The 26,615-nt window shown below is 67.0% G+C and carries 21 protein-coding genes; 12 read left to right on the forward strand and 9 right to left on the reverse strand.

The window, feature by feature from the left end; genetic code table 11:
• Nucleotides 1–4 precede the first annotated feature (4 nt).
• Nucleotides 5–703, reverse strand: coding sequence for a phosphate regulon transcriptional regulator PhoB (phoB, locus tag AB3147_RS02400; RefSeq protein ID WP_006227196.1), 699 nt, complete (start codon nt 701–703; stop codon nt 5–7).
• A 162-nt stretch (nt 704–865) separates the two neighbouring features.
• Here phoB and ubiE point away from each other — a divergent pair, with 162 nt between their 5' ends.
• The 6 genes from ubiE (at nt 866) to rfaE2 (ending at nt 6,775) form a co-directional block, all read left to right on the forward strand.
• Nucleotides 866–1,642 carry a bifunctional demethylmenaquinone methyltransferase/2-methoxy-6-polyprenyl-1,4-benzoquinol methylase UbiE gene (ubiE, locus tag AB3147_RS02405; protein ID WP_056564732.1) on the forward strand — a complete coding sequence of 259 codons (777 nt, stop codon included), beginning with the start codon at nt 866–868 and terminating at the stop codon, nt 1,640–1,642.
• A gap of 177 nt (nt 1,643–1,819) precedes the next feature.
• On the forward strand, nt 1,820–2,830 hold the full coding sequence (locus tag AB3147_RS02410; protein WP_175125160.1) for a Tim44 domain-containing protein: 1,011 nt from the start codon (nt 1,820–1,822) through the stop codon (nt 2,828–2,830).
• A gap of 181 nt (nt 2,831–3,011) precedes the next feature.
• Nucleotides 3,012–3,650, forward strand: a complete 639-nt coding sequence (locus AB3147_RS02415; RefSeq protein WP_175125161.1) for a ubiquinone biosynthesis accessory factor UbiJ — start codon at nt 3,012–3,014, stop codon at nt 3,648–3,650.
• Nucleotides 3,651–3,653: 3 nt separating this feature from the next.
• On the forward strand, nt 3,654–5,207 hold the full coding sequence (gene ubiB / locus AB3147_RS02420) for a ubiquinone biosynthesis regulatory protein kinase UbiB (protein ID WP_175125162.1): 1,554 nt from the start codon (nt 3,654–3,656) through the stop codon (nt 5,205–5,207).
• A 181-nt stretch (nt 5,208–5,388) separates the two neighbouring features.
• Entirely contained in the window at nt 5,389–6,267 is an 879-nt protein-coding gene (locus tag AB3147_RS02425) for a ferritin family protein (RefSeq protein ID WP_367351365.1), read from the forward strand.
• 19 nt (nt 6,268–6,286) lie between these two features.
• Nucleotides 6,287–6,775 carry a D-glycero-beta-D-manno-heptose 1-phosphate adenylyltransferase gene (gene rfaE2, locus AB3147_RS02430; RefSeq protein WP_175125164.1) on the forward strand — a complete coding sequence of 163 codons (489 nt, stop codon included), beginning with the start codon at nt 6,287–6,289 and terminating at the stop codon, nt 6,773–6,775.
• 449 nt (nt 6,776–7,224) lie between these two features.
• Here rfaE2 and AB3147_RS02435 read toward each other — a convergent pair whose 3' ends face one another.
• The 6 genes from AB3147_RS02435 to AB3147_RS02460 all read right to left on the reverse strand — a co-directional run bounded on the left by AB3147_RS02435 (nt 7,225) and on the right by AB3147_RS02460 (nt 14,392).
• The gene (locus AB3147_RS02435; protein ID WP_175186039.1) at nt 7,225–8,556 is read right to left on the reverse strand and encodes a TolC family outer membrane protein; all 1,332 of its coding nucleotides are present in this window, start codon (nt 8,554–8,556) and stop codon (nt 7,225–7,227) included.
• 80 nt (nt 8,557–8,636) lie between these two features.
• Complete coding sequence (locus AB3147_RS02440; protein ID WP_056327622.1) at nt 8,637–9,317, reverse strand: protein-L-isoaspartate O-methyltransferase family protein; 681 nt, start codon at nt 9,315–9,317, stop codon at nt 8,637–8,639.
• 158 nt (nt 9,318–9,475) lie between these two features.
• On the reverse strand, nt 9,476–10,318 hold the full coding sequence (thiD, locus tag AB3147_RS02445; protein ID WP_175125166.1) for a bifunctional hydroxymethylpyrimidine kinase/phosphomethylpyrimidine kinase: 843 nt from the start codon (nt 10,316–10,318) through the stop codon (nt 9,476–9,478).
• A complete protein-coding gene (locus AB3147_RS02450; RefSeq protein WP_175125167.1) occupies nt 10,315–11,118 on the reverse strand; it encodes a thiazole synthase in 804 nt (267 codons plus the stop codon). The genes thiD and AB3147_RS02450 overlap by 4 nt, the downstream gene beginning before the upstream one ends.
• 139 nt (nt 11,119–11,257) lie before the next feature.
• Nucleotides 11,258–12,172, reverse strand: a complete 915-nt coding sequence (locus AB3147_RS02455; RefSeq protein WP_367353512.1) for a cobalamin-binding protein — start codon at nt 12,170–12,172, stop codon at nt 11,258–11,260.
• A gap of 174 nt (nt 12,173–12,346) precedes the next feature.
• Nucleotides 12,347–14,392, reverse strand: coding sequence for a TonB-dependent receptor (locus AB3147_RS02460; RefSeq protein WP_367351366.1), 2,046 nt, complete (start codon nt 14,390–14,392; stop codon nt 12,347–12,349).
• 447 nt (nt 14,393–14,839) lie between these two features.
• On the opposite strand from AB3147_RS02460, the gene metH reads away from it, so the two are divergent.
• Complete coding sequence (gene metH / locus AB3147_RS02465; RefSeq protein WP_175125169.1) at nt 14,840–18,613, forward strand: methionine synthase; 3,774 nt, start codon at nt 14,840–14,842, stop codon at nt 18,611–18,613.
• Between the two features lie 33 nt (nt 18,614–18,646).
• Here metH and iaaH read toward each other — a convergent pair whose 3' ends face one another.
• Nucleotides 18,647–20,101, reverse strand: coding sequence for an indoleacetamide hydrolase (iaaH, locus tag AB3147_RS02470; RefSeq protein ID WP_367351367.1), 1,455 nt, complete (start codon nt 20,099–20,101; stop codon nt 18,647–18,649).
• A gap of 181 nt (nt 20,102–20,282) precedes the next feature.
• On the opposite strand from iaaH, the gene AB3147_RS02475 reads away from it, so the two are divergent.
• The 4 genes from AB3147_RS02475 to AB3147_RS02490 are packed head-to-tail and all read left to right on the forward strand — an operon-like array spanning nt 20,283 to nt 24,843.
• Nucleotides 20,283–21,005 (forward strand): FadR/GntR family transcriptional regulator, encoded by a 723-nt coding sequence (locus tag AB3147_RS02475; RefSeq protein WP_175125171.1) that lies wholly within the window; start codon nt 20,283–20,285, stop codon nt 21,003–21,005.
• Entirely contained in the window at nt 21,005–22,042 is a 1,038-nt protein-coding gene (locus tag AB3147_RS02480) for an L-idonate 5-dehydrogenase (protein WP_367351368.1), read from the forward strand. Before AB3147_RS02475 ends, AB3147_RS02480 begins: the two co-directional genes overlap by 1 nt.
• Before the next feature lie 51 nt (nt 22,043–22,093).
• A complete protein-coding gene (manD, locus tag AB3147_RS02485) occupies nt 22,094–23,305 on the forward strand; it encodes a D-mannonate dehydratase ManD (RefSeq protein WP_367351369.1) in 1,212 nt (403 codons plus the stop codon).
• Nucleotides 23,293–24,843, forward strand: coding sequence for a mannitol dehydrogenase family protein (locus tag AB3147_RS02490; RefSeq protein WP_367351370.1), 1,551 nt, complete (start codon nt 23,293–23,295; stop codon nt 24,841–24,843). Before manD ends, AB3147_RS02490 begins: the two co-directional genes overlap by 13 nt.
• Before the next feature lies 1 nt (nt 24,844).
• Here the strand turns inward: AB3147_RS02490 and AB3147_RS02495 are convergent, their stop codons facing one another.
• Complete coding sequence (locus tag AB3147_RS02495; protein ID WP_343738745.1) at nt 24,845–25,615, reverse strand: class I SAM-dependent methyltransferase; 771 nt, start codon at nt 25,613–25,615, stop codon at nt 24,845–24,847.
• Nucleotides 25,616–25,781: 166 nt separating this feature from the next.
• On the opposite strand from AB3147_RS02495, the gene AB3147_RS02500 reads away from it, so the two are divergent.
• Nucleotides 25,782–26,606, forward strand: coding sequence for a helix-turn-helix transcriptional regulator (locus tag AB3147_RS02500; protein ID WP_218342229.1), 825 nt, complete (start codon nt 25,782–25,784; stop codon nt 26,604–26,606).
• The last annotated feature ends 9 nt before the right edge of the window (nt 26,607–26,615 follow it).

Below are 26,615 nucleotides of genomic sequence, written 5' to 3' on the forward strand. Positions count from 1 at the left end.
AGTTTTACCGCGTCGGGAGCTGTGCCGTAAACCGATAGCCGCTGCCGCGGACCGTTTCCACGTGCGCGTCATGGCCGCTGGGTTCCAGGGCCTTGCGCAGGCGGCGGATGTGCACGTCGACCGTGCGTTCTTCCACGAAGACGTGGTCGCCCCACACCTGGTCCAGCAGCTGCGAGCGCGAGAACACGCGCTCCGGGTGCGTCATGAAGAAGTGGAGCAGACGGAATTCGGTGGGGCCGATCTGCAGGGACTGGCTGTTGCCCGACAGGCGATGCGTCACCGGATCGAGCTTCAGGCCGCCGACGTCGATGACGTCGTCCGTCAGCTGCGGCGCGCGGCGGCGCAGCACGGCCTTGATGCGGGCCATCAGCTCCTTGGGCGAGAAGGGCTTGGTGATGTAGTCGTCGGCGCCGGCCTCCAGGCCGTCCACCTTGTCCTGCTCGGAGCCCTTGGCGGTCAGCATGATGACCGGGACGGCGCGGGTGCGCTCGTCGTTGCGCAGCTTGCGCGCCATGGCCAGGCCGGAGGTTCCCGGGAGCATCCAATCCAGCAGGATCAGATCGGGAAGCTCGGCGCGGATCAGCGTCTGGGCCTGGTCGGCGTCGAAGGCGCGCAGCACCTTGTGGCCAGCGAAGGACAGGTTGACGGCGATCAGTTCCTGGATGGCGGGTTCGTCTTCGACGACGAGGATGGTGCTGGACATATCGAATTGGGCACACTTCTGAGCGCCGGCGCGGCGCGAACATTGCGATAGTATGGCCGCAATATTTCAAGTATGTGACCGCAGCGCGTCATTCGGCGGGTCTGGCACGCCGCAGGCGCGCGCCCGATAGGCTACCATTGACCGATATATCGGGAATTCACCATGCAAAACCCCTCCGAATCGCAACAATCCGCCGGTTCCGGCTCGACCTCCACGCACTTCGGCTTCCAGTCGGTCCCCGAAGGCGAAAAGGCCCGCAAGGTCGCCGAAGTCTTCCATTCAGTCGCCCAGCGCTACGACGTCATGAACGATTTCATGTCGGCGGGCCTGCATCGCGTCTGGAAGGCCTTCACCATCGGCCGCGCCGCCATCCGCCCCGGCATGAAGGTGCTGGACATCGCCGGCGGCACGGGCGATCTGGCGCGCGCCTTCGCCAAGCGTGCCGGCCCCACGGGCGAGGTCTGGCTGACCGACATCAACGATTCCATGCTGCGCGTGGGCCGCGATCGTCTCACTGACGCCGGCCTGCTGGTGCCCACCGCCGTCTGCGATGCCGAGCGCCTGCCGTTCCCCACCGGTTACTTCGACCGCGTCAGTGTGGCCTTCGGTCTGCGCAACATGACCCACAAGGACCGCGCCCTGGCCGAAATGACCCGCGTGCTCAAGCCGGGCGGCAAGCTGCTCGTCCTGGAGTTCTCGCGCATCGCCAAGCCGCTGTCGCCCGCGTACGACTGGTATTCGTTCAACGTCCTGCCGTGGCTGGGCAAGAAGATCGCCAAGGACGAGGCCAGCTATCGCTACCTGGCCGAATCCATCCGCATGCACCCCGACCAGGAGACGCTGGCCGACATGCTGCGCACCGCCGGCCTGGAGCGGGTGCAATATTTCAACCTGACAGCGGGCATCGCCGCGCTGCACGAAGGCGTCCGTCTGGGCTGAAGCCCGGCGACCACGGCGGATTTCGCCGTCCCGCGGGGAACTTGTGGGGCAGCGGCTTGTCCGTTATTCTTACGCCATTCAGATTACTGTAAGAAAAGTCGCGCAGATGGTCTCGCGTATTGCGAGGCCCTCCCGTTGCTCGGGGCAGCGGGGGCGCGAGTACGAGGGAGCAAATCTATGTCCAAATTCTGTCTTTCGCGCTTTGTCGCGGCAGCGCTCATCGCCGTTTCGGGCGCTGCGCTGGTGACGGCGTCGTTTGACGCCGAAGCCCGTCGCGCCGGCGGCGGCGCCAGCGTGGGCCGTCAGTCCTCCAATGTCACGACGCAGCGCCAGGCCACCACGCCGCCGGCTGCCAACAGCAACACCGCGGGCGCCACCGCCGCGCCGGCAGCCGCCGGTGCCGCAACGGCCGGCGCAGCGGGCGCCGCCGCCAAGAGCGGCGCTTCTCGTTGGTTGGGCCCCATCGCCGGTATCGCCGCCGGTCTGGGTATCGCCGCGCTACTCTCCAGCATGGGCCTGTCGGGCGCATTCCTGGAATTCCTGTCGTCCGCGCTGCTGATCGCCGCTGTCGTCTTTGCCGTCATGTTCATCATCCGCCGCCTGCGTGGCGCCGGTCCGCGCACTGCCACCCAGGGCGCATTTGGCGGCAACAACAATGCCTCGGGCCAGCAGCAACAGCAGCCGATGTGGCGTGAAGCGCTGAAGCCGGGCGCCGCCGCGCCCGCAGCCGCCGCACCGGTGGCCGCCGCTCCCATCGAGCCGCCGGCCGTCCTGCCCAAGGCGGGCGATGACAACAACTGGTTCGTGCCGGGCGATTTCGACACGCCGGCCTTCCTGAAGCAAGCCAAGGAACAGTTCGTCCGCATCCAGGCCGTCTGGGACAGCGGCAGCACCGACGGTCTGCGTGAATTCCTGACCGACGACCTGATCACCGAACTCAAGCCGCAACTGGCCGAGCGCGGCGCGGCGCCCAACAAGACCGAAGTGGTCCTGCTGAACGCCGAGATGCTGGGCATCGAAACCGTCTCGGACGGCCACCTGGCCAGCGTGCGCTTCTCCGGCATGCTGCGCGAGGCCCCGGGCGCCGAGGCTTTCCGCTTCGAAGAAGTCTGGAACCTGTTCAAGCCGGCCAATGGCGGCTGGTTGCTGGCCGGCATCCAGCAGATCCCGGTGGAACACGCCAGCTAAACCCTGGCGGTCCGGCTCGACCGGCCCTCTGCCGCGGACGCCGTCACGGCGTCCGCATGAACCGGCCCCCAAAGGGCCGGTTTTTCATGTGCCTTCCGCAAAACAGGCCCCCATCTAACCCGTTACACTCCCGATTTACCCATCAACTTCGGCAAGCCCTCCCGGGTCCTTGCAACCGCCCATGCTGCCTTTTTCGTTCCTGCCCACCCCCAAGCGCCTGGCCGTCAGCGCCCTCAACGCCCTGTTGCGGCGTGAGGACTGGGCGCGCGAACGCCTGGCGCGGCATGCCGGCAAGACGGTGCGTTTCGTCATGGGCGGCTTCACGCTGGGGCTGTCGATTGACAGCGACGGACTGGCCGACCAGGCCGATCCGGCCGTGGTGCCCGATGTCACGCTCACCGTGTCGCCAGACAAGCTGCCGTTGCCGCGTCTGGGCGCGGGGCACGACAAGCCCGACTTCGCCGAGGCTACGCATATTTCTGGCGACGCGGCGCTGGCGCAGGTGGTCGCAGATCTGTCCAAGCAATTGCGGTTCGACCCCGAAGACGCGCTTGCCCGTGTGGTGGGCGACATCGCCGCGCTGCGCATCGTGGGCGGCGCGCGCGCGGTGGCCGGCGGGGCTCGCAATGCGGGTCAGCGGCTGGCCGAGAATGTCTCTGAATACCTGTCCGAAGAAAGCGGTGTGCTGGCGGGCCGCCCGGCCCTGGAGCAATGGCGCCTGGACCTGGCCGAACTTAACGCGCGCGCGGATGCGCTGGCGCGATCGGCGGCCGCGCTGCAAACCCGCCTGGCCTCGGCCGGCGCAAAGCGGGGCGCCTGATCCATGTTCCCCTTGCTGCGCCTCTTTCGCATCATCGTCGTCTCGCTGCGCTACGGCCTGGACGAACTTGTCCTGTCCAGCCTGAATCATCCGCTGGCCACGTGCCTGCTCCGCGTCATGCGCCTGGGCACGCGTCCGCGCTCGCCGCGCGGGCAGCGGCTGCGTCTGGCGTTGGAATCGCTGGGTCCCATCTTTGTGAAGTTCGGGCAGGTGCTGTCCACCCGCCGGGACCTGATCCCCGCCGACATCGCCAACGAACTGGCGTTGCTGCAAGACCGTGTGCCCCCTTTCCCGTCCGCCCAGGCGGCTGCCTGCATCGAGGCGGCGCTGGGTGCACCGCCCGAAAAGCTGTTCGCGCAGTTCGACGTGGACCCGGTGGCGTCGGCGTCCATTGCGCAGGTCCACTTCGCGGTGCTGCACGATGGCCGCGAGGTCGCCGTAAAGGTGCTGCGTCCGGGCATGCTCAGCATCATCGAAAAGGACATGTCGCTCTTGAAGGTCGTGGCGCGCATCATCGAGCGCCTGGGCGCCGATGGCCGCCGCCTGAAGCCGCGCGAGGTAGTCGCGGAGTTCGACAAGTACCTGCACGACGAGCTGGACCTGGTGCGCGAGGCCTCCAATTGCAGCCAGCTGCGACGCAATTTCGGCCCGGAGTCCGGCCGCGGCGACATGCTGATCGTGCCCGAGGTGATCTGGGAATACACGGCTTCCACCGTGTTCACGATGCAGCGCATGTACGGCATGCCCGTGGGCCAGGTCGAGCGCATGCGCGAAGCCGGCATCGACATTCCGACGTTGGCGCGCACGGGCGTGGAGATCTTCTTTACGCAGGTGTTCACCGACGGATTCTTCCATGCGGACATGCACCCGGGCAACATCTACGTGTCGGACCGCCCCGGCACGCTGGGCAGCTATATCGCGCTGGACTTCGGCATCGTGGGCTCGCTGTCCGAGTTCGACAAGAATTACCTGGCGCAGAATTTCCTGGCCTTCTTCCATCGTGACTATCGCCGCGTGGCGCAACTGCATATCGAATCGGGCTGGGTGCCGCCGGATACGCGCGAGGAAGAACTGGAGGGCGCGGTGCGCGCCGTCTGCGAACCGTATTTTGACCGGCCGCTGTCGGAGATCTCGCTGGGGCAGGTGCTGCTGCGGCTCTTCCAGACCTCGCGCCGTTTCAACGTTGAAATCCAGCCGCAGCTGGTCCTGTTGCAGAAGACCCTGCTGAACGTCGAGGGGCTGGGCCGTCAGCTCGATCCCAACCTCGACCTCTGGAAGACCGCAAAACCCTATCTGGAACGCTGGATGCGTCAGCGTGTCGGATTCCAGGGATTGCGGAAAAGCCTGGAAAAAGAGGCCGTGCAGTGGTCGCAAATGCTGCCCGCCCTGCCCAGGCTGGTCCATGACCATCTGAGCCGACCCAATGTCTCGCCCGCGATGCTGGCCGAGATGATGCAGTTACGCCGCGCACAAGAGCAGAACAACCGGCTGGTTGCAGCGCTGGTTGGCGTGCTGGCGCTGGCAGTCGGGGTCGCGATATGGGCGTTGACCCGATAGGCGGCGCGATGATCTAGACCTTACTGTCATGTTTCATTCATGAAACGGTCATCATAGCTTCGCGGGAGACGGCGAAAAATAGCGCTGCGCAATTGGCAAGCAGCGCCCACGCCTATAAGAACGCGCGCGCCATTCATCAATTTTCATAGCCCCACTAGCGGGACGAATACAAGGGCAGAATATGCTTTATCCAGAACTCTTCAAGACCATGGAAGCCGTGCGATGGAACATGGCGCACGATATTCCGTGGGGCGATTTCGACCGCAGCAAGCTCTCGGACGAACAAGCCCACACGATCAAGATGAACGCCATCACGGAGTGGGCGGCGCTGCCGGCCACCGAGATGTTCCTGCGCGACAACCGCGGCGACAGTGATTTCTGCGCGTTCATGTCGGTCTGGTTCTTTGAAGAGCAAAAGCATTCGCTGGTGCTGATCGAGTATCTGCGCCGCTTCTGCCCGGACCTGGTGCCGACCGAGGAAGAGCTGCACAACGTGCGCTTTGAATTCGACAAGGCCCCTGAACTTGAAACGCTGATGCTGCACTTCTGCGGCGAGGTCCGCCTGAACCACTGGTACCGCCGCGCGGCCGAATGGCACACGGAGCCGGTGATCAAGGCGATCTACAAGACGGTGGCGCAGGACGAGGCGCGCCACGCGGGCGCCTATCTGCAATACATGCGCCGCGCGCTGCATGATCGCGGACAGGACACGAGCGCAGAGGCGCGTCTGGCGTTCTCGAAGATCGGGGTGCTGATGGCGTCGGCGGGCCGCACGCAGCAGGCGCTGCATCCGACCAATCTGCACGTGAACAAGGATCTGTTCCCGAACGATACGGTGCAGTCGCGCCTGCCGGAGCCAGGCTGGCTGGAGCACTGGCTGGATACGCAGATCCGTTTTGACGGGGTGTGGGAGCAGAAGGTGGCGACGCGGATTCTGCACATTCTGTCGAGGCTGATGGACCGCAGCTTCGAGACGGTGAAGGATCTGAACCGCTACCGGAAGGAAGTGTCGGCGCTGATCGTGCCGAAGGACAAAGAGATCATCCTGGGCGGCGCCTGATCCCTCCTATAATCGCCGCATGCCTGCCGCCCGCTTCGAATCCAAGGTCCTGTCCCGCGACGAACTCGTCGCTGCCGTTGCCGCTGGCCGCTATCCGCGGCCGCTGGTGTTTACGAACGGGGTGTTCGACATCCTGCATCGCGGGCATGCGACGTATCTGGATCAGGCGGCGCAGTTGGGGGCGACGTTGATTGTCGCCGTGAATACGGATGAGTCGGTGCGGCGGCTGGGTAAGGGCTCGGAGCGTCCGCTAAATCGCATGGAAGATCGGGCGGCGTTGCTGGCGGCGTTGGGTTTCGTGACCGTAGTCACGTCCTTCCATGAAGACACGCCTGAGGCGCTGATCGGAGAGATCAAGCCCGATCTGATCGTCAAGGGTGGCGATTACGATATGGAGACGTTGCCGGAGACTGCGCTGGTGAAGACCTGGGGCGGACGTGCCGTTGCGATTCCTTTTGAGTTTGAGCGGTCTACGACGGCGTTGGTGAAGAAGATTCAGGGCGGGTGAATTTGCTTTGGAATGTGTAGCGGATGAATGGAAGGCGGCCCCTTGATGGCCGTCTTTTCTTTTGCGCTCGGGGTTTTGGCGGTTTTGCCGGAAGGCTTTTTGAGTCGTGCCGCGGGTCTTCGTAGGTCGCCCGACGCCGCGGTCACCGGGGAGGCGATCGCCCACGATTGCGGTCCGGAGCCTTCGCTCCGGACTTCCCCCTCGTCATCTTCGTCCGCCTTCGGCTCCCTTCAGATTCCCTCGGGCGCATCGACGGCGCCCGCCTCCCCGGTGACCACGACGCCGTGCTGCCAGGGTCTTTGGTTTGCGCGCTGTAAGACCTGTGGACGGGGCAGGGGATCTGCGGGGCCGCCGAATTGCTGCCGCCCGGGCGGCGGCAATCGGCATCGAGGCGGTGGGGCGTCGTGGCGCTGTGCGCTCGCGCGCTGGTGGTAGTACGCGCACCGCCCTCAGCGCGGAGCGCGCAACAGCCGGTTGATCGCTTCCAGGTCCGATTCCGCCAGGATGCCGCTGGTGGCCTTCAGGCGCAGGCTGGAGAGCACTGTGCTGTAGCGGGCCAGGGCCAGGTCGCGTTGGGTGGCGTAGAGCTGTTGCTGGGCGTTAAGGACGTCCAGGTTGATGCGGACGCCGACTTCGTAGCCGGTGCGGTTGGCTTCCACCGCGGCGCGGCTGGATTTTTCGCCGGCTTCCAGGGCCTGGATGCGGGCCAGGCCACTGGTGACGCCGGTGTAGTACTGGCGGGTGGCCTGGACGGCCTGGCGGCGGGCGGTTTCGTAGTCGTAGCGCGCCTTCTGTTCCAGTTCGACCTTTTCCGTGACCTGCGAGGACACGCCGCCGCCGGAGTACAGGGGGATGGAGAGGACCACGCCGATGGTGTTGTCGATGGGCTTGCCGGGGGCGGCGTTGCGCATGACGGCGTCGCTGGCGCTGCCGCTGGTGGCGCGCAGGTTCAGGGTGGGGTAGTGGCCGCTCTTGGCGATCTGGATTTCGCGGCCGGCGATGCGGGTCAGCAATTGCGCGCGCAGGACTTCGAGGCTGGAGGTTTCGGCCTGGTTGCTCCAGTCGGCGATGCGGGCGGGCTGGGGGGCGGGCAGTTGCACGCCGTAGGGCAGTTCGGCCAGGGCGCCGGGCTGCGTGCCGATGATCTTGGCGAGTTCGTCGCGGCGCACTTCCAGGTCGTTCTGCAGGCGCAGTTCCTGGGCGACGACGAGGTCGTAGCGCGACTGGGCCTCGTAGGTGTCGGTGATGGTGGCGTTGCCGAGTTCGAAGTTGCGCTTGGCGGATTCAAGCTGGCCGGCGACGGCGGTTTTTTCGGCTTCGGTGGCGGTCAAGGTGTCCTGGGCGTACAGGACGTTGAAGTAGGCGTCGGCGACGCGCAGCAAGAGGTCTTGATAGGCCTGCTGGAGTTGCACTTCGACGTCGGCGACGATGAGCTTGGATTGCTCGAAGTTCTGCCAGCGGCCCCAGTCGAAGAGCGGCTGGGTGAGCGCCAGGTCCCACACGCCGCGGCCGCCGCTGTAGGCGTAGGACAGGCCGCGGGTGCTGCGGGTTTCCTGGTAGGCGCCGCCGGCTTCGGCGGTGATCAGGGGCAGCAGCAGGGCGCGGGCCTGGGGTTCTTTTTCGAGGCCGGCGCGGTAGTTGGCGCGCGCGGCGGCGTAGGTGGGATCATTGCCCAGCGCGGCCTGCCAGACCTGGACCAGGTTCTGGGCGGACGCGGTCAGCGGGCCGGCACTTGCGGCGCAGGTGAAAACCAGTAAAGCCGTAAGTGAGCGGACGCGCATGATCTTTCAACGATACGCCGGGCCGCCGGACGTGACGCCGGCCCCATGGGGGCCGGGCAAAAGGCGGCGAGGTCGCGGAGTTAGAACTTGAACTGCGACACCGTGACGCCGCGCAACGGCTTGATGACCGTTTCGAAGAGCTTGACGGTTTCGAAGCTGGCGGCGGTGGTGCGGGTGATGCGACAGGCGGTCATGATGGGGGCTTGGCCAACCACCACGACAAGGCGGCCGCCCACGCGCAGCTGGTACTTCAGCGCGTCCGGCACGACCGGCACGGAACCGGTGACCAGGATGGCGTCGTATTCGGTGGAGCCCCAGCCATTGCGGGCGTCGCCGGTTTCGACCTTGACGTTGGTGACGTTGTTCATCTGCAGGTTCTGCTGCGCGAAGGTCACCAGGCGGCTGTCGATTTCGACGGAGGTGACCTGTTGCGCCAGGTAGCCCAGGAGGGCGGCCTGGTAGCCCGAGCCGGTGCCGATTTCAAGCACGCAGTCGGACTTGGTGAGCAGCAGTTCCTGCGCGAGACGGGCTTCGACCTTGGGGGCGAGCATGTTCTCGCGGGTGTTGACCGCGTTGATCTCGAGCGGCAGCTCCAGGTCGGAAAACGCCAGGCCACGCAGGGCCGGCGGAACGAATTGTTCGCGGCGCACATCGAACAGCGCTTGCAGCACGTTGGCGTCCAGGACGTCCCACGGGCGGATCTGCTGTTCCACCATATTGAAGCGGGCTTGTTCTACGTCGGGCAGGGTCGAAGCGTTCATGACGGTCAGAAAAAACAGAGGAATCAACGGGCCATTGTACCGATTCGTAGCGTCCTGTGACGGCGCGCCCGTGCGGCAGATGTTTCAGACGCGGCGCTGAGCCCGGAAAAGCAGACGGCGCCCCGTGGGGCGCCGTTGAGCTCAGCCGGAAAGGGGCGTTACCACCAGCCGTGGAAATGGTGGACCGGGCCGTGGCCCGAGCCGACCGACAGGCGCTCGGCGTGGCGGATGGCTTCAGTCAGGTAGGCCTTGGCGCGTTTGGCGGATTCCGGTACGTCCCCGATTTGTGGCAGCAGCGCCGCCAGCGCGGCCGACAGCGTGCAGCCGGTGCCGTGGGTGTTGGCGGTGTCGATGCGGTGGCCGGGCAGTTCGATCATGCGGTCGCCGTCATGCAGCAGGTCGATGGTTTCGCTGCCGGGCAGGTGGCCGCCCTTGACGAGCACCCAGCGTTCGCCGGAATGCGCCAGCTTGTTGCGCAGGCGCTCGGCCACGCGCCGCATTTCCTTGACGGTCTCGACGGGGCGCTCTTCGAGCAGCACGCCGGCTTCGGGAAGATTGGGCGTGAGCAGGGTGGTCAGCGGCAGCATGGCTTCGCGCATGGCGCCGACGGCATCGTTCTCGAGCAGCAGGTCGCCGCTCTTGGCGACCATGACCGGGTCCAGCACGATGTGCGCGGGCGTCCATTTGGCGAGCTTTTCGGCCACGACCTCGATGACGGGGCGCTGGCCCAGCATGCCGATCTTGACCGCGTCGATGCGCACGTCGGTGAACAGGGTGTCGATCTGCAGGCCGACGAAGGCGGGCGGCACCGGCGAAATGCCGGTCACGCCCTGCGTGTTCTGCGCGGTGAGCGCGGCGATGATGGCGCAGCCGTAGGCGCCCAGCGCGCTCATGGCCTTGACGTCGGCCAGGATGCCGGCGCCGCCGGACGGGTCGACGCCGGCGATGGTCAGCGCGTTGGGGATCGGACGGCCGCTGGCGGCCGGCTGGCGGGAATTCATTTCGCGGGACCGCCGGTGATCAGGCCTTCGGTGGGCGAGCTGGGCGCGCCGCTGTACAGCTTCTTGGGCATGCGGCCGGCCAGGAATGCCTCGCGGCCGCTTTCCACGCCCTTCTTCATGGCGCTGGCCATCAGGATGGGGTCGCGCGCGCCGGCGATGGCGGTGTTCATCAGCACGGCGTCGCAGCCCAGTTCCATGGCGATGGCGGCGTCGGAAGCGGTGCCCACGCCGGCATCGACCACGACCGGCACGCGGGCCTGGTCGATGATGAGGCGCAGGTTCCAGGGATTCAGGATGCCCATGCCGGAGCCGATCAGCGAGGCCAGCGGCATGACGGCCACGGCGCCCATGTCTTCCAGCATGCGGCACTGGATGGGATCGTCGGTGCAATAGACCATGACCTTGAAGCCTTCATCGACCAGCGTCTTGGTGGCCTTGAGGGTTTCGGGCATGTTGGGGAACAGCGTGTGCGGGTCGCCCAGCACTTCGAGCTTCACGAGGTCGTGGCCGTCCAGCAGTTCGCGGGCCAGGCGCAGCGTGCGCACGGCGTCGTCGGCGGTGTAGCAGCCGGCCGTGTTGGGCAGCAGCGTGAATTTCGAGGTGGGGACGTAGTCCAGCAGGTTCGGCTCGCCGGCGTTCTGGCCGATGTTGGTGCGGCGGATGGCGACGGTGACGATTTCCGTGCCGCTGGCGTCCAGGGCCGCGCGGGTCTGTTCGAAGTCCTTGTACTTGCCGGTTCCGACGAGCAGGCGCGACGAATAGGCGCGGCCGGCGATGGTGAGAGTGTCTTGTGTGGTCATGGCGGTGCTTCAAAGGGCGGGCGCGCACGATGCGAGGCCCGCGGGGGACTGGCTGACTGATGCCGAATGATAAAGCAGTCCGCCGGACGGCAGGGCCGGGCACTGGCCCGCGCGTTCCACTATTTGCGGATCGCGCGCGTCAGCGCACCCGGTCCAGGTCGGCGCAGAGGGTCTCGGCCGCGTCGATCAGCCGGGGGCCGGGCCGGTACAGCGCGTCGGCATCGACGCCATAGACGTGGCCCTGTCGCGCCGCCGGCAGGCCCATCGTCTGCCAGGCGGCCAGGTTCCTGGCCGTGTCCTCCGGGCGCGAAACGCCGGCCAGCACGGCCTCGGGCCGGGCCGCCAGCACGCCTTCCAGCGTGACCTGCGGGGCGACGATGGGCGCCTGGCCGAAGACGTTGACGCCGCCGCACAGCCGCAGCGCGTCGCTGACGATGCTGCTGTCGTTCAGGGTGTAGATGGGGTCCAGGCCGGCCTGGACGAAGACCCGCACCGGGCGGCGGCCGGCATAGCGCGCCTTCAGGGCATCCAGCCGGGCGCGCATGACCTGCGCGGCGGCCTGCGCCACGGCCTCGGTGCCGAACAGCTGGCCCATGCGCTCGACGGCGCCGGGGATGGCGGCGAGCGTCAGCGGATCGCTGTAGAAGACGGGCACGCCCAGCTTGTCCATCACGCGCGTCAGCGGTTCGGCGGCGGACGGTTGCCAGGCGATAAGAAGATCGGGCCGGGCGGCGGCCACGCGCTCGACGTCCGGCTGCGTGCCGTCGCCGATGACGGGCAGCGCGCGCGCCGCGGCCGGATAATCGCTGCCGAGGACGGTGCCGACGATATATCCGCCCGCGCCGGCGGCGTAGATGAGTTCGGTGGCATGGGGCGCCAGCGTGACGGCGCGCCGGGCGGGGGCGTCCAGCATGACGGTGCGGCCGCGGTCGTCCTGGACCTGGATGGCGGGGGCGCCGTGGGACAGCCGCGGAGACAGCGCCAGGGTCAATGCCACGATCGGCACCAATGTCGGCACAAATGTCGGCACAAACGCCAGCACCAACGCCCGCATCAACCCTGACGCCGACGTCAGGGTCAGCTTCAGCGCAACGCCGGCAGTCGTCAGGACGCGTCGAAAGGTCATGCAGCGGCTCCGTCGGGTGGGCACAAATGTAGAAAAGGGCCTGCGCAGACCCTGAGCCTCAACAAAGGCTCAGACCGGCAGGCCCAGTCCGCAAGGCGGCAATCAGTAGCGTAGCGTGAGCGACGCGTAGAAGTTGCGGCCGGGGGCGGGGTACAGGCTGTAGTTGGCGACGGGACCCAGCATCTCGAACGAGGCGTTGCCGCCGCGGATGCCGTACGTGGCGTACTGGCGGTCGAAGATGTTGTTCACGCCCACCGCGCCTTCGATGTTGCGGGTGAACTTGTACGCGACCTTGGTGTTGAACAGCACGTAGGCGTCCAGTTCCTTGTCGAACTGGTTGGCCTGGTCGTTGTCCATGCGCGACTTGCCCACGTATTGCGCCGACACGTTCCACAGGAACGCATCGGTGGGGCGCCACGTCACGCCGGCGTTGGCCAGCCACTTGGGCGCCAGCGGCACGGTCTTGCCGGCCAGATCAACGCCGGCATAGGTGCCGGAGCGGAACTGCGCTTCCATCCAGGTCAGGTTGGCGTCCACGGTGACGCTGCTGGACAGCGCGGTGTGGCCTTCAAGCTCGATGCCCTGGCGGCGGGTCGGATCCAGGTTGGTGTTGGCGCCCGTGCCCGGGCCCCACAGGCCGTCGGCCAGCGGGTTGTACTGGATCTCGTTGGTCAGGTCGTAGTGGAAGTACGACAGGCGCGCGCTGCTGCTGGCCGACTGCCAGGTGACGCCGATTTCCTTGTCGGTGGACGTCTGCGGGGCCAGCGGCGACTGGACCGACAGCAGTTCGTCGGCGTTGGGCAGGCGGAAGCTGCGGCCGACCTTGCCGTACAGGCCGAAGCCGCCGGACAGGTCCTGGCGCACGCCCAACTGCCACGCGGTCAGGTGGTGGCTGCGGTCGGACGGCGTGCCCGAGCCCGAAATCACTTCCAGGTCGTCGGACGCGTACTGGCGGCGCACGCCCGCCGTGATGTAGGTGCTGTCGGTGGCGCGGATCTGGCCTTCGGCAAACAGGCCGTACTGATGCTGGCGCGACTGCCACTTCGACGGTTCGAAGTCGTAGTAGGCGTTCTGGTCGGCGGTGGTCTTGGCTTCCTGCGCATCGGCGCCGAAGACGACGCTGTGGCCGCCGTTGATCGGCAGGCGGTAGCGCACGCTGGCGATGTTCTCTTCCAGCTTCTGGTCGCGCAGCGTGTCGCCGAAACCGTCGTAAGTCAGGCCGCTGAGCTTCTTCTCGCGGGTCGACAGGTCCGAATACAGCACGCCGGCGCCGATGGCCTGCTCAAGTTGCAGACCAAACGTGGTGGTCGTGGTCTTGACGTAATCGACGTCGTTCTTCGAGCCGCGCGGATCGTCCTGGAATTCGTTCACGCCCGTGAACGGGTTGATCGTGCGCGGACCGGGCAGTTCCAGCTTCTGCGTGGTGGTGCGGCCGTACAGGCGAATCGAGCCGTCGTTGTGGCGGAAGGTGATGCCGCCGCCGCCGCCTTCGCGGCGCTCGCCGCTGTTGTCGCGGTAGCCGTCGCTGTGCAGCGACTGCATGTAGGCGTCAACGCCCACCTTCTCGTTGTTCATCGCGACCGCGGCGTCGTACTGGCGCAGGCCGTAGCTGCCGAACGTGGCGGTGGCGCGGGCGGTGACCGGTTCCTGGGCGAAGTCGGAGCGGGTGATGATGTTGATCACGCCGCCGGTGGTGCCGCCGCCGTACTGCACGGAGCCGCTGCCACGCACGATTTCGATGCGTTCGACCTGATCCAGCGGCACCACGCCCAGGCTGGGCGCCGACAGGTCGTTGGTGTTCTGCTTGACGCCGTCGATCAGGATCAGCGTGTTGCTGGCGCCGGTGATGCCGAAGCCGCGCAGGTCGACGATGGCGTTGTCGCTGGAGCTGGTGGTGTTGATCAGGTTGATGCCGGCCTGCGTGGACAGCAGGTCCTGCATGGTGCGCGCGCTGCTGGCCGCGATGTCCTCGGCGGTGATCACCGAGATCGACACCGGCAGCGTGCGGCCGTCGGTGGGCACGCGCTGGGCGGTGACGGTGATGCTGTCGAGTTCGGACGTGGCGGGAGCGGTTTGCTGGGCGGCGGCGATGGCCGGAGCGGAACAGAGCAGGGCGCCGGCATAGCGCCGGATGGAGCGGGCTTTCATCTACAAGACCTCGGTGCAGCCCGCGACCCCGCAGGCCATTCACGATGGGAAGGATGCCGGCGCGCCGGGCGAGCCGAAAGGCCGCGTGGCGGGAAACAGGCATCCTGACGAGCGAACAGGCCGGTATCGGGCTGCCATGGGCGCCAGGCGCGCATGGGGACCGTTGCGGGGGCAGCACATGCTGGACGGGCGGCGCTGCGGCGGCCTTGCGGGCGGCGCGGCACTGCGGGGGCGTCTTCCTGTTTCCCGTTTATCTTTCGCTCGCGGCGGGCAAGTGTTGCGTGCTTGCCCAACCTGATGCGCCGAAAGCACCGGTTCGGGGCCGAAACTGTATCACCGTGAGGCGCGCGAAGGCCCATTTTGTTACGATCAGGGCTTGTTTTTTCGGCGTTTTTCGCGTTTTAGCCACATCCGCGCTGCCGTGGCCAACCTAATCCGGACCTGATCGTGTCGTATCCCCGCCTGCCGTACCCTCCCGAAGCCTATACCCGCGGCGGCGACTTTGCCCGCCTGCTGGGCAAGCGCATCCTGATCCTGGACGGCGCCATGGGCACCATGATCCAGCGCTACAAGCTGGGCGAAGCCGACTTCCGCGGCGAGCGCTTTGCCGAGCACGGCAAGGACGTGAAAGGCAACAACGAACTGTTGTCGCTGGTGCGGCCAGACGTCATCTCGGAAATCCACCGCCAGTATCTGGACGCGGGCGCCGACGTCATCGAGACCAACACCTTCGGCGCCACCACGATCGCCCAGGGTGACTACGACCTGCCGGAACTGGCCTACGAGCTGAACCTGGTGTCGGCGCAGCTCGCGCGCGAAGCCTGTGACGCCTACAGCACGCCCGACAAGCCGCGCTTCGTGGCGGGCGCGCTGGGCCCGCAGCCGAAGACGGCTTCCATTTCGCCGGACGTGAACGACCCGGGCGCGCGTAACGTCACGTTCGACGAACTGCGTGTCGCCTATATCGAGCAACTGAACGGCCTGCTCGACGGCGGCATCGACATCGTCCTGATCGAAACCATCTTCGACACGCTGAACGCCAAGGCCGCCATTTTCGCGACCGAGGAAGTGTTCGAGGAACGCGGCATCCGCCTGCCGGTGATGATCTCCGGCACGGTGACCGACGCATCCGGCCGCATCCTGTCCGGTCAGACGGTCGAAGCCTTCTGGAACTCGGTGCGCCACGCGCGTCCCGTCACCATCGGCCTGAATTGCGCGCTGGGCGCGGCGCTGATGCGCCCCTACGTGGCCGAGCTGTCCAAGATCTGCGACACCTACGTCTGCGTGTATCCCAACGCCGGCCTGCCCAACCCCATGGCCGAGACCGGCTTTGACGAGACCCCGGCCGACACCTCGGCGCTGCTCGAGGAATTTGCGCGCGCGGGCCTGGTGAACATGTCGGGCGGCTGCTGCGGCACCACGCCGGACCACATCCGCGCGATTGCCGAGAAGGTCACGGCGCTGACGCCGCGCGTCGTGCCCGAGATCGCCGTCAAGACCCGCCTGTCGGGCCTGGAGCCGCTGAACATCGACGAAGACACGCTGTTCGTCAACGTGGGCGAACGCACCAACGTGACGGGCAGCAAGATGTTCGCCCGCCTGATCCGCGAAGAAAAATACGACGAGGCGCTGGCCGTGGCCCGTCAGCAGGTCGAGAACGGCGCGCAGATCATCGACATCAACATGGACGAGGCTATGCTGGATTCGGTGGCCTGCATGCATCGCTTCCTGAACCTGATCGCGTCAGAGCCCGACATCGCGCGCGTGCCGGTCATGATCGACAGCTCGAAGTGGGAAGTCATCGAGACCGGCCTGAAGTGCGTGCAGGGCAAGGCGGTGGTGAACTCGATCTCCATGAAGGAGGGGCTGGAGCCCTTCCGCCATCACGCCCGCCTGTGCCGCCGCTATGGCGCAGCGGTGGTGGTGATGGCGTTCGATGAACTGGGTCAGGCCGACACACTGGAGCGCCGCAAGGAAATCTGCGGCCGCGCCTACAAGATCCTGGTCGAGGAAGAAGGCTTCCCGCCGGAAGACATCATCTTCGACCCGAACGTCTTCGCGGTCGCCACCGGCATCGATGAGCACAACCACTACGCCGTGGACTTCATCGAAGGCACGCGCTGGATCCGCGAGAACCTGCCGCACGCGCGCATCTCGGGCGGCGTGTCCAACGTCAGCTTCTCGTTCCGCGGCAACGAGCCGATGCGCGAGGCCATCCACACCGTGTTCCTGTATTACGCGGTCAAGGAAGGCATGACGATGGGCATCGTCAACGCCGGCCAACTGGGCGTGTACGCAGACCTGGACGCCAAGCTGCGCGATCTGGTGGAAGACGTGGTGCTGGACCGGCCGGAACCCGTCGGCAAGACCGAAGCCGACGACGAGCGCACGCCCACCGAACGCCTGGTGCAGTTTGCCGACAGCGTGAAGGGCAGCGGCGCCAAGAAGGAAGAAGACCTGGCCTGGCGCAATGCCGAGGTCGAGCAGCGCCTGTCGCACGCGCTGGTCCACGGCATCACGGCCTTCATCGTGGAAGACACCGAAGAGGTGCGCCAGAAGATCGCAGCGCGCGGCGGCCGTCCCATCGAAGTGATCGAAGGCCCGCTGATGGACGGCATGAACGTCGTCGGCGACCTGTTCGGCGAAGGCAAGATGTTCCTGCCGCAGGTCGTGAAATCCGCCCGCGTCATGAAGCAGGCCGTGGCGCACCTGATTCCGTTCATCGAGGAAGAAAAGCGCCAGATCGCGGCCGCGGGCGGCGACGTGCGCGCCAAGGGCAAGATCGTCATTGCCACCGTGAAGGGCGACGTGCACGACATCGGCAAGAACATCGTGTCGGTGGTCCTGCAGTGCAACAACTTCGAAGTCGTGAACATGGGCGTGATGGTGCCCTGCGCGCAGATTCTTGAGAAAGCCAAGGAAGAGAACGCCGACATCGTCGGCCTGTCCGGCCTGATCACGCCCAGCCTGGAAGAGATGGCGTACGTGGCGTCGGAAATGCAGCGCGACGAGTACTTCCGCAGCCGCAAGGTGCCGCTCATGATCGGCGGCGCCACCACCAGCCGCGTGCACACCGCCGTCAAGATCGCGCCCAATTACGAAGGCCCGGTGATCTACGTGCCCGACGCCAGCCGGTCGGTGGGCGTGGCCACCAACCTGATGTCCGACCAGTCGGAAGCCTACCTGACGGAATTGGCCGAAGAGTACGAAGACGTGCGCCGCCGCCATGCCAACCGCAAGGCGACGCCGATCCTGCCGCTGGCCGAGGCGCGCGCCTCGCGTCCGGCGATCGACTGGGACAACTACACGCCGCCGCGCCCCAAGTTCATCGGCCGCCGCACCTTCAAAAGCTACGACCTGGCCGAGATCGCGAAGTACGTGGACTGGGGCCCGTTCTTCCAGACCTGGAGTCTCTTCGGCCCGTACCCCGCAATCCTGCAAGACAAGGTGGTGGGCGAGCAGGCGCGCAAGGTATTTGCGGACGGCCAGGCCATGATGAAGCGCATCGTCGAAGGCCGCTGGCTCACCGCCAACGGCGTCGTGGGCTTCTATCCCGCCAACACCGTCAACGACGAGGACATCGAGGTCTACAAGGACGAGACGCGCAGCGAAGTGCTGTTCACGTACCGCAACCTGCGCCAGCAGGGCGCCAAGCGCGAAGGCGTCAGCAACAAGTCGCTGTCGGACTTCATCGCGCCCAAGTCCAGCGGCAAGGTCGATTACATCGGCATGTTCGCCGTCACGGCCGGTTTGGGCATCGAAAAGAAGGAAGCGGAATTCGAGAAGGCGCTGGACGACTATTCCAGCATCATGCTCAAGTCGCTGGCGGACCGCCTGGCCGAAGCCTTCGCCGAGTGCCTGCATGCGCGTGTGCGCCAGGACCTGTGGGGTTACGCGCCCGACGAAGCCCTGTCCAACGAAGACATGATTGCCGAGAAGTACGTAGGCATCCGCCCGGCGCCGGGCTACCCGGCCTGCCCGGAACACGTCGTGAAGACCGACATGTTTCGCGTGCTGGACGGCGAGGACATCGGCATGATGCTGACGGACAGCTACGCGATGTACCCGGCGTCCAGCGTGTCGGGCTTTTACTTCAGCCACCCGCAGTCGCAGTACTTCAATGTGGGCGTCATCGGCGAAGACCAGCTCGAAGACTACGCCCGCCGCAGCGGCCGCAGCATCGAAGACCTGAAGCGCACGCTGGCGCCCAACCTGGGCTGACGCGGCTGACTGCCGCGAAAGCCCAGGCTGAGGCTAAGGTCGGACCCGGGGCGCAGCGATGCGCCCCAATATCTTTTCGATGGCCACGCCGATCGCGAGCACCTTGCGGTCCTCGCCCGGCAGGCCGTCGATCTCCAATCCCACCGGCAGGCCTTGATTCGACAGCCCGGCCGGCACGCTCAGGCCAGGGAGGCCGGCGTTGCTGCCGGGATCCACGTTGCGCGCCAGGCGGGCAAAGGTTTCGAAACTGCTGGCTTCGGGCGTGGACGCGGGCGGCGGCACCGGCACGGTCGGAAACAGCAGGCCGTCCAACGCGTGTTCCTTGAAGGCGCGGCGATAGACGTCGATGAGCTCACGCCGGCCGCCTGCGATGGCCTGTTCGTACAACGGTTGCAACGGCAGGAGCTGGCCGTCCGGCGTGGGCAGCACGCCCGGCACGATCAGGTTGTCGAAAATGCCCTTCACGTCGGGGCTGGAAATCTGCGCGACTACCTCATCAAAGCTCATCCCCACGTGATAACGCGCCAGATAGGCCGTCAGATCGGGCTTCTGCTCGAACAGGCATAGCGGCATGCCGATCGCCGCGTTGGCGGCGGGCAGGTCGGGCATGTCCAGCTCCACCAGCGTCACCCCGGCGGCGCGCAGCGTGTTCAAGGCGGCTTCTGAAACCGCCTGCACGTCGGGATCGAGGTCGGCCCAGAAGTACGCGGCCAGGCCCAGGCGAATGCCTTCGGGCGGCAGGGGCGCCAGCGGCTCGGTCTGGCCCGTGAGGATCGCATCCAGCAGCACGATATCGGCCATGCCGTTGGCGATGGGTCCGGGTGTGTCGCGCGTGTGGGAAATGGGGGTGATGCCCGCGCCGTCGTAGCGGCCCACGGTGGCGCGGAATCCGGCGGCGCCGTTCACCGAAGCGGGCAGGCGCACCGAGGCGCCGGTATCGGTGCCCAGCGCGGCGGGCGCCAGCCGCGCGCCCACCGCCGCGCCGCTGCCGGACGACGAGCCGCCAGCGATCAGGCGCGCGTCGTAGGCGTTGCGCGTGCCATCGCCATCCGGGCCGGGGAAGGCGGTGTTGAAGCCGGACACGCCGAACGCCAGTTCATGCATGTTGGTCTTGCCCAGGATGACGGCGCCGGCCTCGCGCAGCCGCTGCACGACGGGCGCGTCCTCGGCGGGGCGGAAGTTTTTCAGCGCTGGTGTGCCAGCGGTGTTCGGCAACCCCGCGACGTGGATGTTGTCCTTGATGGCGACGGGCACGCCGCCCAGCGGGCCGTGGCCGGGCGCCGCATCGTAGGCGCGCGCCTGCGACAGCGCGCCGTCGCGGTCGACCGTGATGAACGCGTTCAGGTCCTGGCGGGCGTCGATGCGGTCCAGGCAGGCTTGCGTCAGCGCAACGCTGGTGAGGCGGCCCTCGCGGATGTGTGCTGCCGCCTCGGTGACGGTCAGGTCCGCCAGATTGGCGGGCAAGGGCTGGTCGGTCGTGCTGGGCATGTCGCTTTCCTTGGCTGTCGTTCGATCCGTATCTATACAGGGGCCGCGCGGGGGCTGTCGAGGGGTGATCCGGCGGTTGTCCGGGCGTTGCCCGAACGTTGCCGGTCGGCGCGTAGTGGAAAACCACGATGGCGGAAATTGGTGGACCAAATACGATTTGGTCAGACCAATTTGAGGCGCCATGACGTTGCATTCGCTCTCCAAGCCCGAAGTCCCCGCCGGCCGTGTCGCACCAGACCGCGGTTACTTGCGGTTGGCCGCGCAGATCCATGCGCTGGTGGCGCAGGGGGAATTTGCCGCGGGCCAGCGCCTGCCGGCCGAGCGCGCGTTGGCCGAGCGCTTCGACGTCAGCCGCACGTCCGTGCGCGAGGCCATCATTGCGCTGGAGCTGCAGGGCGTGGTGGAAGTGCGCGGCGGCTCGGGCATCTATGTCTGCGAACCGGATGCGAACCGTCCGTCCGCGATGCCGGAGGCGGGCGCCGGCCCCTTCGAGCTCCTTCGCGCCCGCTGCCTGATTGAATCCGAGATCGCCGCGCTGGCGGCCACCACCCGCACCGACGCGGACCTGGACCGCATCTTCGAGGCGCTGACCGCCATGCGCGACCGGATGACGGACAAGGACGCCAACGCCGAGGCCGACCGCCGCTTTCATCTGTGCATTGCCCAGTCCACCGGCAACAGCGTGCTGCTGGCGACGGTGACGTCGATGTGGGATCAGGCCCGGGGGCCGGTCTGGGAAAAGATGGAACAACATTTCCACACGCAGGCGTTGCGCCAGGCGTCGCAGGCCGATCACCAGCGTATCTTCGGCGCGCTGGTGGCCCGCGACGCGCAGGAGGCGCGGCAGGCGATGCGCGATCACCTGGAACGGGTGATCGGCGAATTTGCACAGGGGTGGCGCTGATGCTGAACTGCATGATCCACGGGGCGCAGGACCTGCGCCTGGACACCTCGGACTCGCAGCCCTTGGGGCCGTCGCAGGTGCGCGTCGGCGTCAAGGCCGTGGGCATCTGCGGATCGGACCTGCATTACTACCGGCACGGCCGGGTGGGCGATTTCGTCATCCGTGAACCGCTGACGCCGGGCCACGAGGCGTCCGGGCAGGTGCTGGAGGTGGGCGCGGACGTCACTGCGGTCAGGCCCGGTGACCGCGTGGCGCTGGACCCGGCGCGCACGTGCGGCGTGTGCCGCTATTGCCGGCAGGGCGATTCGAATCATTGCGAGTCGGTGCATTTCTTCGGCAGCGCCAGCCGCTTTCCGCACATGCAGGGCGCGATGCGCGAAGAGGTGGTGGTCGACGCGCGGCAGTGTGTGCCCGTGCCGGATTCGCTGTCGTATGAACTGGCTGCGTTTGGCGAGCCGCTGGCCGTCGCCCTGCATGCGGTGCGCAGCGCGGGATCGTTGCTGGGCAAGACGGCCATGGTGGTCGGCGCGGGTCCGATCGGCGCGTTGATCCTGATGGCCGCGCGCCTGGCGGGCGCCAGCCGGGTCATCGTGGTGGACATCGTGGACCAGACACTGGCGGCGTGCGCCCGGGTGGGCGCCACGCAAACCATCAACGCGGCCACGGACCCGGCCGCCTTGGGCGCGCTGGCCGCGGGCAAGGGCACGGTGGACGTGTGTTTCGAGGCGTCGGGCAGCTATGCCGGCCTGGCAAGCTGCCTGCGCGCGGCGCGTCCGCGTGGCGTTGTCGTGACGGTGGGAACGCTGTCCGGCAGCAGCGCCGATTGCCCGTTCAACCAGATCATGGTCAAGAGCCTGTCGTGCATCGGCAGCTTCCGCTTTGTGAACGAATACGCGATGGCCGTGGATTGCCTGTCCCGCGGCCTGGTGGATGTGTCGCCGCTGCTGACGGCGGCGGTGCCCGTCGCGCGCGTGCATGACGCCTTTGCGCTGGCGGGTGATCGCAACCAGGCGATGAAGGTGATGGTGACGTTCTGATCCCGCGGCCGCGTTGAGCGGCCGTCCCTTTCCTGTAGCCGGAAGTCCAAGATGAAGATTACGAATGCACGCGTGATTGTCTGTTCTCCGGGCCGCAACTTCGTGACCCTGAAGATCGAAACCGACCAGGGCCTGACCGGCATTGGCGATGCGACGCTGAACGGGCGCGAACTGGCGGTGGCCGCCTACCTGACCGAGCACGTCATCCCCTGCCTGATCGGGCGCGATGCGCATCAGATCGAGGACATCTGGCAGTACCTGTACAAGGGCGCGTACTGGCGGCGCGGGCCGGTCACGATGACCGCGATCGCCGGCGTGGACACCGCGCTGTGGGACCTGAAGGCCAAGGCCGCCGGCCTGCCGCTGTACCAGCTGCTGGGCGGCAAGAGCCGTAGCGGCGTGATGGTCTACGGCCATGCCAACGGCTCGGACATCGAGCACACCGTGGACGAGGTGCTGCGCTACGCCGACATGGGCTATCGCGCCATCCGCGCGCAAAGCGGCGTGCCGGGTTTGGAAAAGGTCTATGGCGTGGGCCGCGGCACGCTGTTCTACGAGCCCGCCGATGCCGACCTGCCCAGCGAGCACGACTGGTCCACCGAAAAGTATCTGCGCCACGCGCCGCAACTGTTCGAGCGCATCCGCGAGAAGCTGGGCTTCGAGCACCATCTGCTGCACGACGTGCATCACCGCCTGACGCCCATCGAGGCCGCGCGTTTCGGCAAATCGCTGGAGCCCTACAGCCTGTTCTGGATGGAGGACGCGACGCCCGCCGAGAATCAGGAGGCCTTCCGGCTGATCCGCCAGCACACCACCACGCCGCTGGCGGTGGGCGAAATCTTCAACACGATCTGGGACTGCAAGGACCTGGTGCAGAACCAGCTCATCGACTACATCCGCACCACGGTCGTTCACGCGGGTGGCATCACGCATCTGCGGCGCATTGCCGATATGGCGTCGCTCTATCAGGTGCGCACCGGCTGCCATGGCGCCACGGATTTGTCGCCGGTCTGCATGGGGGCGGCGCTGCACTTCGACCTGTGGGTGCCCAATTTCGGCATTCAGGAATACATGCGGCATACCGACGAGACCGATGCCGTGTTTCCCCACTCCTATACGTTCGAGCAGGGCATGCTGTATCCGGGCGAGGCTCCGGGCCACGGCGTGGATATCGACGAGAAGCTGGCGGCGCGATATCCGTATCAGCGCGCGTATCTGCCCGTGAACCGGCTGCAGCACGACGGCACGCTATGGAACTGGTAGGCGAAGGCGGCCGGCTGAATGCGGGGGCGCTGGACGGCCTGCCCGCGCATGTCGCGCGGCCGGGATATGACCGGGACGCGCTCAGCATCGGCATCGTGCATCTGGGCCTGGGCGCGTTCGCGCGTGCGCATCTGGCGGCGGTCAACGATGCGGCGCTGCGCGCCGGAGCGGGGCCGGACTGGGGCATTTGCGGCGTCTCGCTGCGCCACGCCGACACGCGCGACGCGCTGGCGCCGCAGGACGGCCTGTATGCGCTGGCGTTGCGCGATGCCGACGGCAGCGGCGCGTCGCGGCAGCGTGTGGGTGTCATCGGCTGTCTGCTTGAAACGCTGGTGGCGCCCGAGGACCCGCAGCTCGTGCTGGCGCGCATCGCGGCCGCCGGCACGCGCATCGTCAGCATCACGGTCACCGAGAAGGGCTATTGCCATGATCCCGCCAGCGGCAGGCTGAATCTGGATCATCCCGACGTCGTGCATGACCTCGCGAATCCCGAGTCGCCGTGTGGCGTCATCGGTTTTGTGGTGCACGGCCTGCAACGCCGCCGCGCGATGGGCCGGCCGCCGATCACGGTGATGTCGCTGGACAACCTGCCCGCCAACGGCCACTTGCTGCGGGCGCTGGTGCTGACGTTCGCGGCGCGCGTCGATCCGGCGTTGGCGGACTGGATTGCATCGGCGTGCGCGTTTCCCTGCTCGATGGTCGACCGCATCGTGCCGCGCACGACGGACGTGGATCGGCACGAGATCGCCGCGGCATTGGGCGTGCGCGATGCGTGGTCTGTGGTGGCCGAGCCCTATCTGGAATGGGTTGTCGAAGACCGCTTCGCGGCGGGCCGGCCGGACTGGACCGCGGGCGGTGCGCGTTTCGTGATGGACGCCGCGCCGTTCGAGACGCTGAAACTGCGCATGGTCAACGGCGCGCATTCTGCGCTGGCGTATCTGTCGGTGATGGCGGGGTGGGCCACCGTGGACGAGGCGATGGCGCGGCCCGGCATGCGGCGGTTCCTGGGCGCGCTGATGGGCCAGGAGATCGAACCGACGCTGCCGCCGTTGCAGGGGCTGGATATCGAGAAGTACCGGCAAGGCCTGTTGCAGCGATTCGCCAATCCGGCGCTAAGGCACCAGACGCGGCAGATTGCGATGGACGGCTCACAGAAGTTGCCGCAGCGGCTGCTGGGGACGGTGCGCGACCGGCTGGCGGCGGATGCGCCAATGCCGGGTCTTGCGTTGGCCGTGGCCGGGTGGCTGCTTTTCCTGCGCGGACAGGATGAGGCCGGGCGTGTCTATGAGGTCCAGGACCCGTTGGCCGAAGCGCTGGCGCATCGGTATGAGCAGGCCGAACGGGCGGCGGAGCAGGCGGGCGAGGGGTCCGCGGCGATGCTGGCGTGGGCGGGCGTCATGACGGGGTTTGAGCCGGTGTTCGGTGACCTCGGCCAGGAGCCGCGGTTTGTGCGGGCGGCGGGCGCGGCTGCGCAGTTGCTGCGCAGCCTGGGCGTGGTGGGGGCGCTGGCCGCGATGGAGCCGTCGAGAGTGGACTGATTCAGCCCGGCTTTCTCACCACGATCGTCGCCGTGTCGCTCGTAAAAGACCCGTCCTCGCGCACGTCGAAATGCGCGCGCACAACGTCCGGCGCGATGCCGAACATGTGGCGCAGCGCCGCCACCAGCGTGTCGGGCGTGCGCATGCGCGTGACCCACGACTGAAACTCCAGCGGCAGGCGGCGCGGCGCCAGTTCCTGCAGCGTGAAGCCCGCTTCGGTCAGCATGCGGGTCCATTCGGCCACCGAGTAATCGCGCACGTGCGAGGTGTCGCGCAGCACTTCGATGGTCTGCAGCCAGGTGTCCAGCAGCGGTTCGCCCGGCGACACCACGTCGGCAAAGACGGCAATGCCGCCCGGCTTGAGCACGCGGAAAGCCTCGCGCAGGCCGCGGCCGGCGTCCTGCCAATGGTGCGTGGAATAGCGTGACATCACCAGGTCGAATTCGGCGTCGCCGAACGGCAGGTACTCGGCCTTGCCCTGACAGGTCACCAGATTGGCGAGCCCGCGCTTGCTGGCTTCGGCGGCGACGACGTCCAGCATCTGCTGCGACAGGTCGTAGGCGGTCACATGCGCCACTTTCGGCGCCACGTGAAAACTCACGTGCCCGCCGCCACAGCCCAGGTCCAGCACGCGCGCGTCCGGGTGCTGGCCGGCGACCGCGGCCATTTGCAGCAGGTCTTCGCCCTGGGCGTGGACGGCGCTGGTCAGGTAGGCGGCGGCGCGGGGGCTGAATTGGCGGTCGACGGCGGCGTCGTGCGAGCTGGCGGTCATGAGGGGTCCTCGTGTCGGAATGGCTGTTGGGGGCGGAATCCTGGCTGGAATGTTGCCGGGAATGCTGTCGAGATCGTTGTCGGAATTCCTTTCGGGATTGCGAAAGGATGCAGGCGCTAAGATAGGCGGGCCCGTATACACGTACAAGCCCATTACTCATCCTGGTATGAACACTTCCCCCCAGCCCGTCACCTCCAGCCACGAAGGCTCGCATCTGCGCCGTCACGCGCTGGGCGAATTTGTGCGCAGCGCGCGGTCGCGCATCACGCCGCAGATGGCGGGTCTGCCCGAGGGATCGCGCCGCCGCACGCCCGGCCTGCGGCGTGAGGAAGTGGCGCAGCTGTGTGGCATCAGCGTTACCTGGTACACGTGGATCGAGCAGGGGCGCGAGGTGTCGGTGTCGCCCTCGGTGTGGTCGCGAATCGCGGGCGTGCTGCAGTTGGCGCGGGCCGAGCGTGCGTACCTCTTCGATCTTGCCGATTGCGCCGACCCGCAGCACGCCCGCGACGACGCCGGCGGCGCGCCGGGCCCGCTGCAGGAATGCGTCAACGCGATCAACGCGCCCGCCTATGTGCTGGACCGCGCCTGGAACGTGCTGGCCTGCAACGCGCCGCTGGTCGACCTGTTCGACCACTGGCCCGAGCGCGACCCCGAGCCCAACCTGTTGCGCTACATCTTCCTGGATCCCGCGGCGCGTGAACTGGTGGTCGACTGGGACCAACGCGCCCGCCGCGTGGTGGCTGAATTTCGCGCCGACGCGGGCGCGCATCTGGACGAACCGGCGGTGCTGGCGCTGCTGGACAGCCTGAGCCGGCAAAGCGTGGTTTTCTCGCATTGGTGGACGCGGCACGCCGTGGTGGAACGCGAAGGCGGCCTGCGCGAATTCCAGCATCCGCAGCGCGGCAAGCTGGCGTACCAGCAGATCACGTTCCGGCTGGCGACGCATCCGGATTTGAAGCTGGTGATGCTGCTGAGCGGGGCGGGTGTCTGAAACCTCAAT

Origin of the sequence: Achromobacter animicus (genome assembly GCF_040775605.1) — a bacterium.
Classification (GTDB): Bacteria; Pseudomonadota; Gammaproteobacteria; order Burkholderiales; family Burkholderiaceae_B; genus Achromobacter; species Achromobacter animicus.

Bases quoted from the DNA above. Each gene is read 5' to 3' on its own strand.
- iaaH (WP_367351367.1), bottom strand. From the start codon at position 20,101: ATGCCCAGCACGACCGACCAGCCCTTGCCCGCCAATCTGGCGGACCTG.
- AB3147_RS02415 (WP_175125161.1), top strand. From the start codon at position 3,012: ATGCTGCCTTTTTCGTTCCTGCCCACCCCCAAGCGCCTGGCCGTCAGC.
- AB3147_RS02490 (WP_367351370.1), top strand. From the start codon at position 23,293: ATGGAACTGGTAGGCGAAGGCGGCCGGCTGAATGCGGGGGCGCTGGAC.
- AB3147_RS02450 (WP_175125167.1), bottom strand. From the start codon at position 11,118: ATGACCACACAAGACACTCTCACCATCGCCGGCCGCGCCTATTCGTCG.
- ubiB (WP_175125162.1), top strand. From the start codon at position 3,654: ATGTTCCCCTTGCTGCGCCTCTTTCGCATCATCGTCGTCTCGCTGCGC.
- AB3147_RS02460 (WP_367351366.1), bottom strand. From the start codon at position 14,392: ATGAAAGCCCGCTCCATCCGGCGCTATGCCGGCGCCCTGCTCTGTTCC.
- AB3147_RS02435 (WP_175186039.1), bottom strand. From the start codon at position 8,556: ATGCGCGTCCGCTCACTTACGGCTTTACTGGTTTTCACCTGCGCCGCA.
- thiD (WP_175125166.1), bottom strand. From the start codon at position 10,318: ATGAATTCCCGCCAGCCGGCCGCCAGCGGCCGTCCGATCCCCAACGCG.
- AB3147_RS02425 (WP_367351365.1), top strand. From the start codon at position 5,389: ATGCTTTATCCAGAACTCTTCAAGACCATGGAAGCCGTGCGATGGAAC.
- AB3147_RS02410 (WP_175125160.1), top strand. From the start codon at position 1,820: ATGTCCAAATTCTGTCTTTCGCGCTTTGTCGCGGCAGCGCTCATCGCC.
- AB3147_RS02500 (WP_218342229.1), top strand. From the start codon at position 25,782: ATGAACACTTCCCCCCAGCCCGTCACCTCCAGCCACGAAGGCTCGCAT.
- rfaE2 (WP_175125164.1), top strand. From the start codon at position 6,287: ATGCCTGCCGCCCGCTTCGAATCCAAGGTCCTGTCCCGCGACGAACTC.
- AB3147_RS02495 (WP_343738745.1), bottom strand. From the start codon at position 25,615: ATGACCGCCAGCTCGCACGACGCCGCCGTCGACCGCCAATTCAGCCCC.
- phoB (WP_006227196.1), bottom strand. From the start codon at position 703: ATGTCCAGCACCATCCTCGTCGTCGAAGACGAACCCGCCATCCAGGAA.
- AB3147_RS02440 (WP_056327622.1), bottom strand. From the start codon at position 9,317: ATGAACGCTTCGACCCTGCCCGACGTAGAACAAGCCCGCTTCAATATG.
- ubiE (WP_056564732.1), top strand. From the start codon at position 866: ATGCAAAACCCCTCCGAATCGCAACAATCCGCCGGTTCCGGCTCGACC.
- AB3147_RS02475 (WP_175125171.1), top strand. From the start codon at position 20,283: ATGACGTTGCATTCGCTCTCCAAGCCCGAAGTCCCCGCCGGCCGTGTC.
- AB3147_RS02455 (WP_367353512.1), bottom strand. From the start codon at position 12,172: ATGCGGGCGTTGGTGCTGGCGTTTGTGCCGACATTTGTGCCGACATTG.
- AB3147_RS02480 (WP_367351368.1), top strand. From the start codon at position 21,005: ATGCTGAACTGCATGATCCACGGGGCGCAGGACCTGCGCCTGGACACC.
- manD (WP_367351369.1), top strand. From the start codon at position 22,094: ATGAAGATTACGAATGCACGCGTGATTGTCTGTTCTCCGGGCCGCAAC.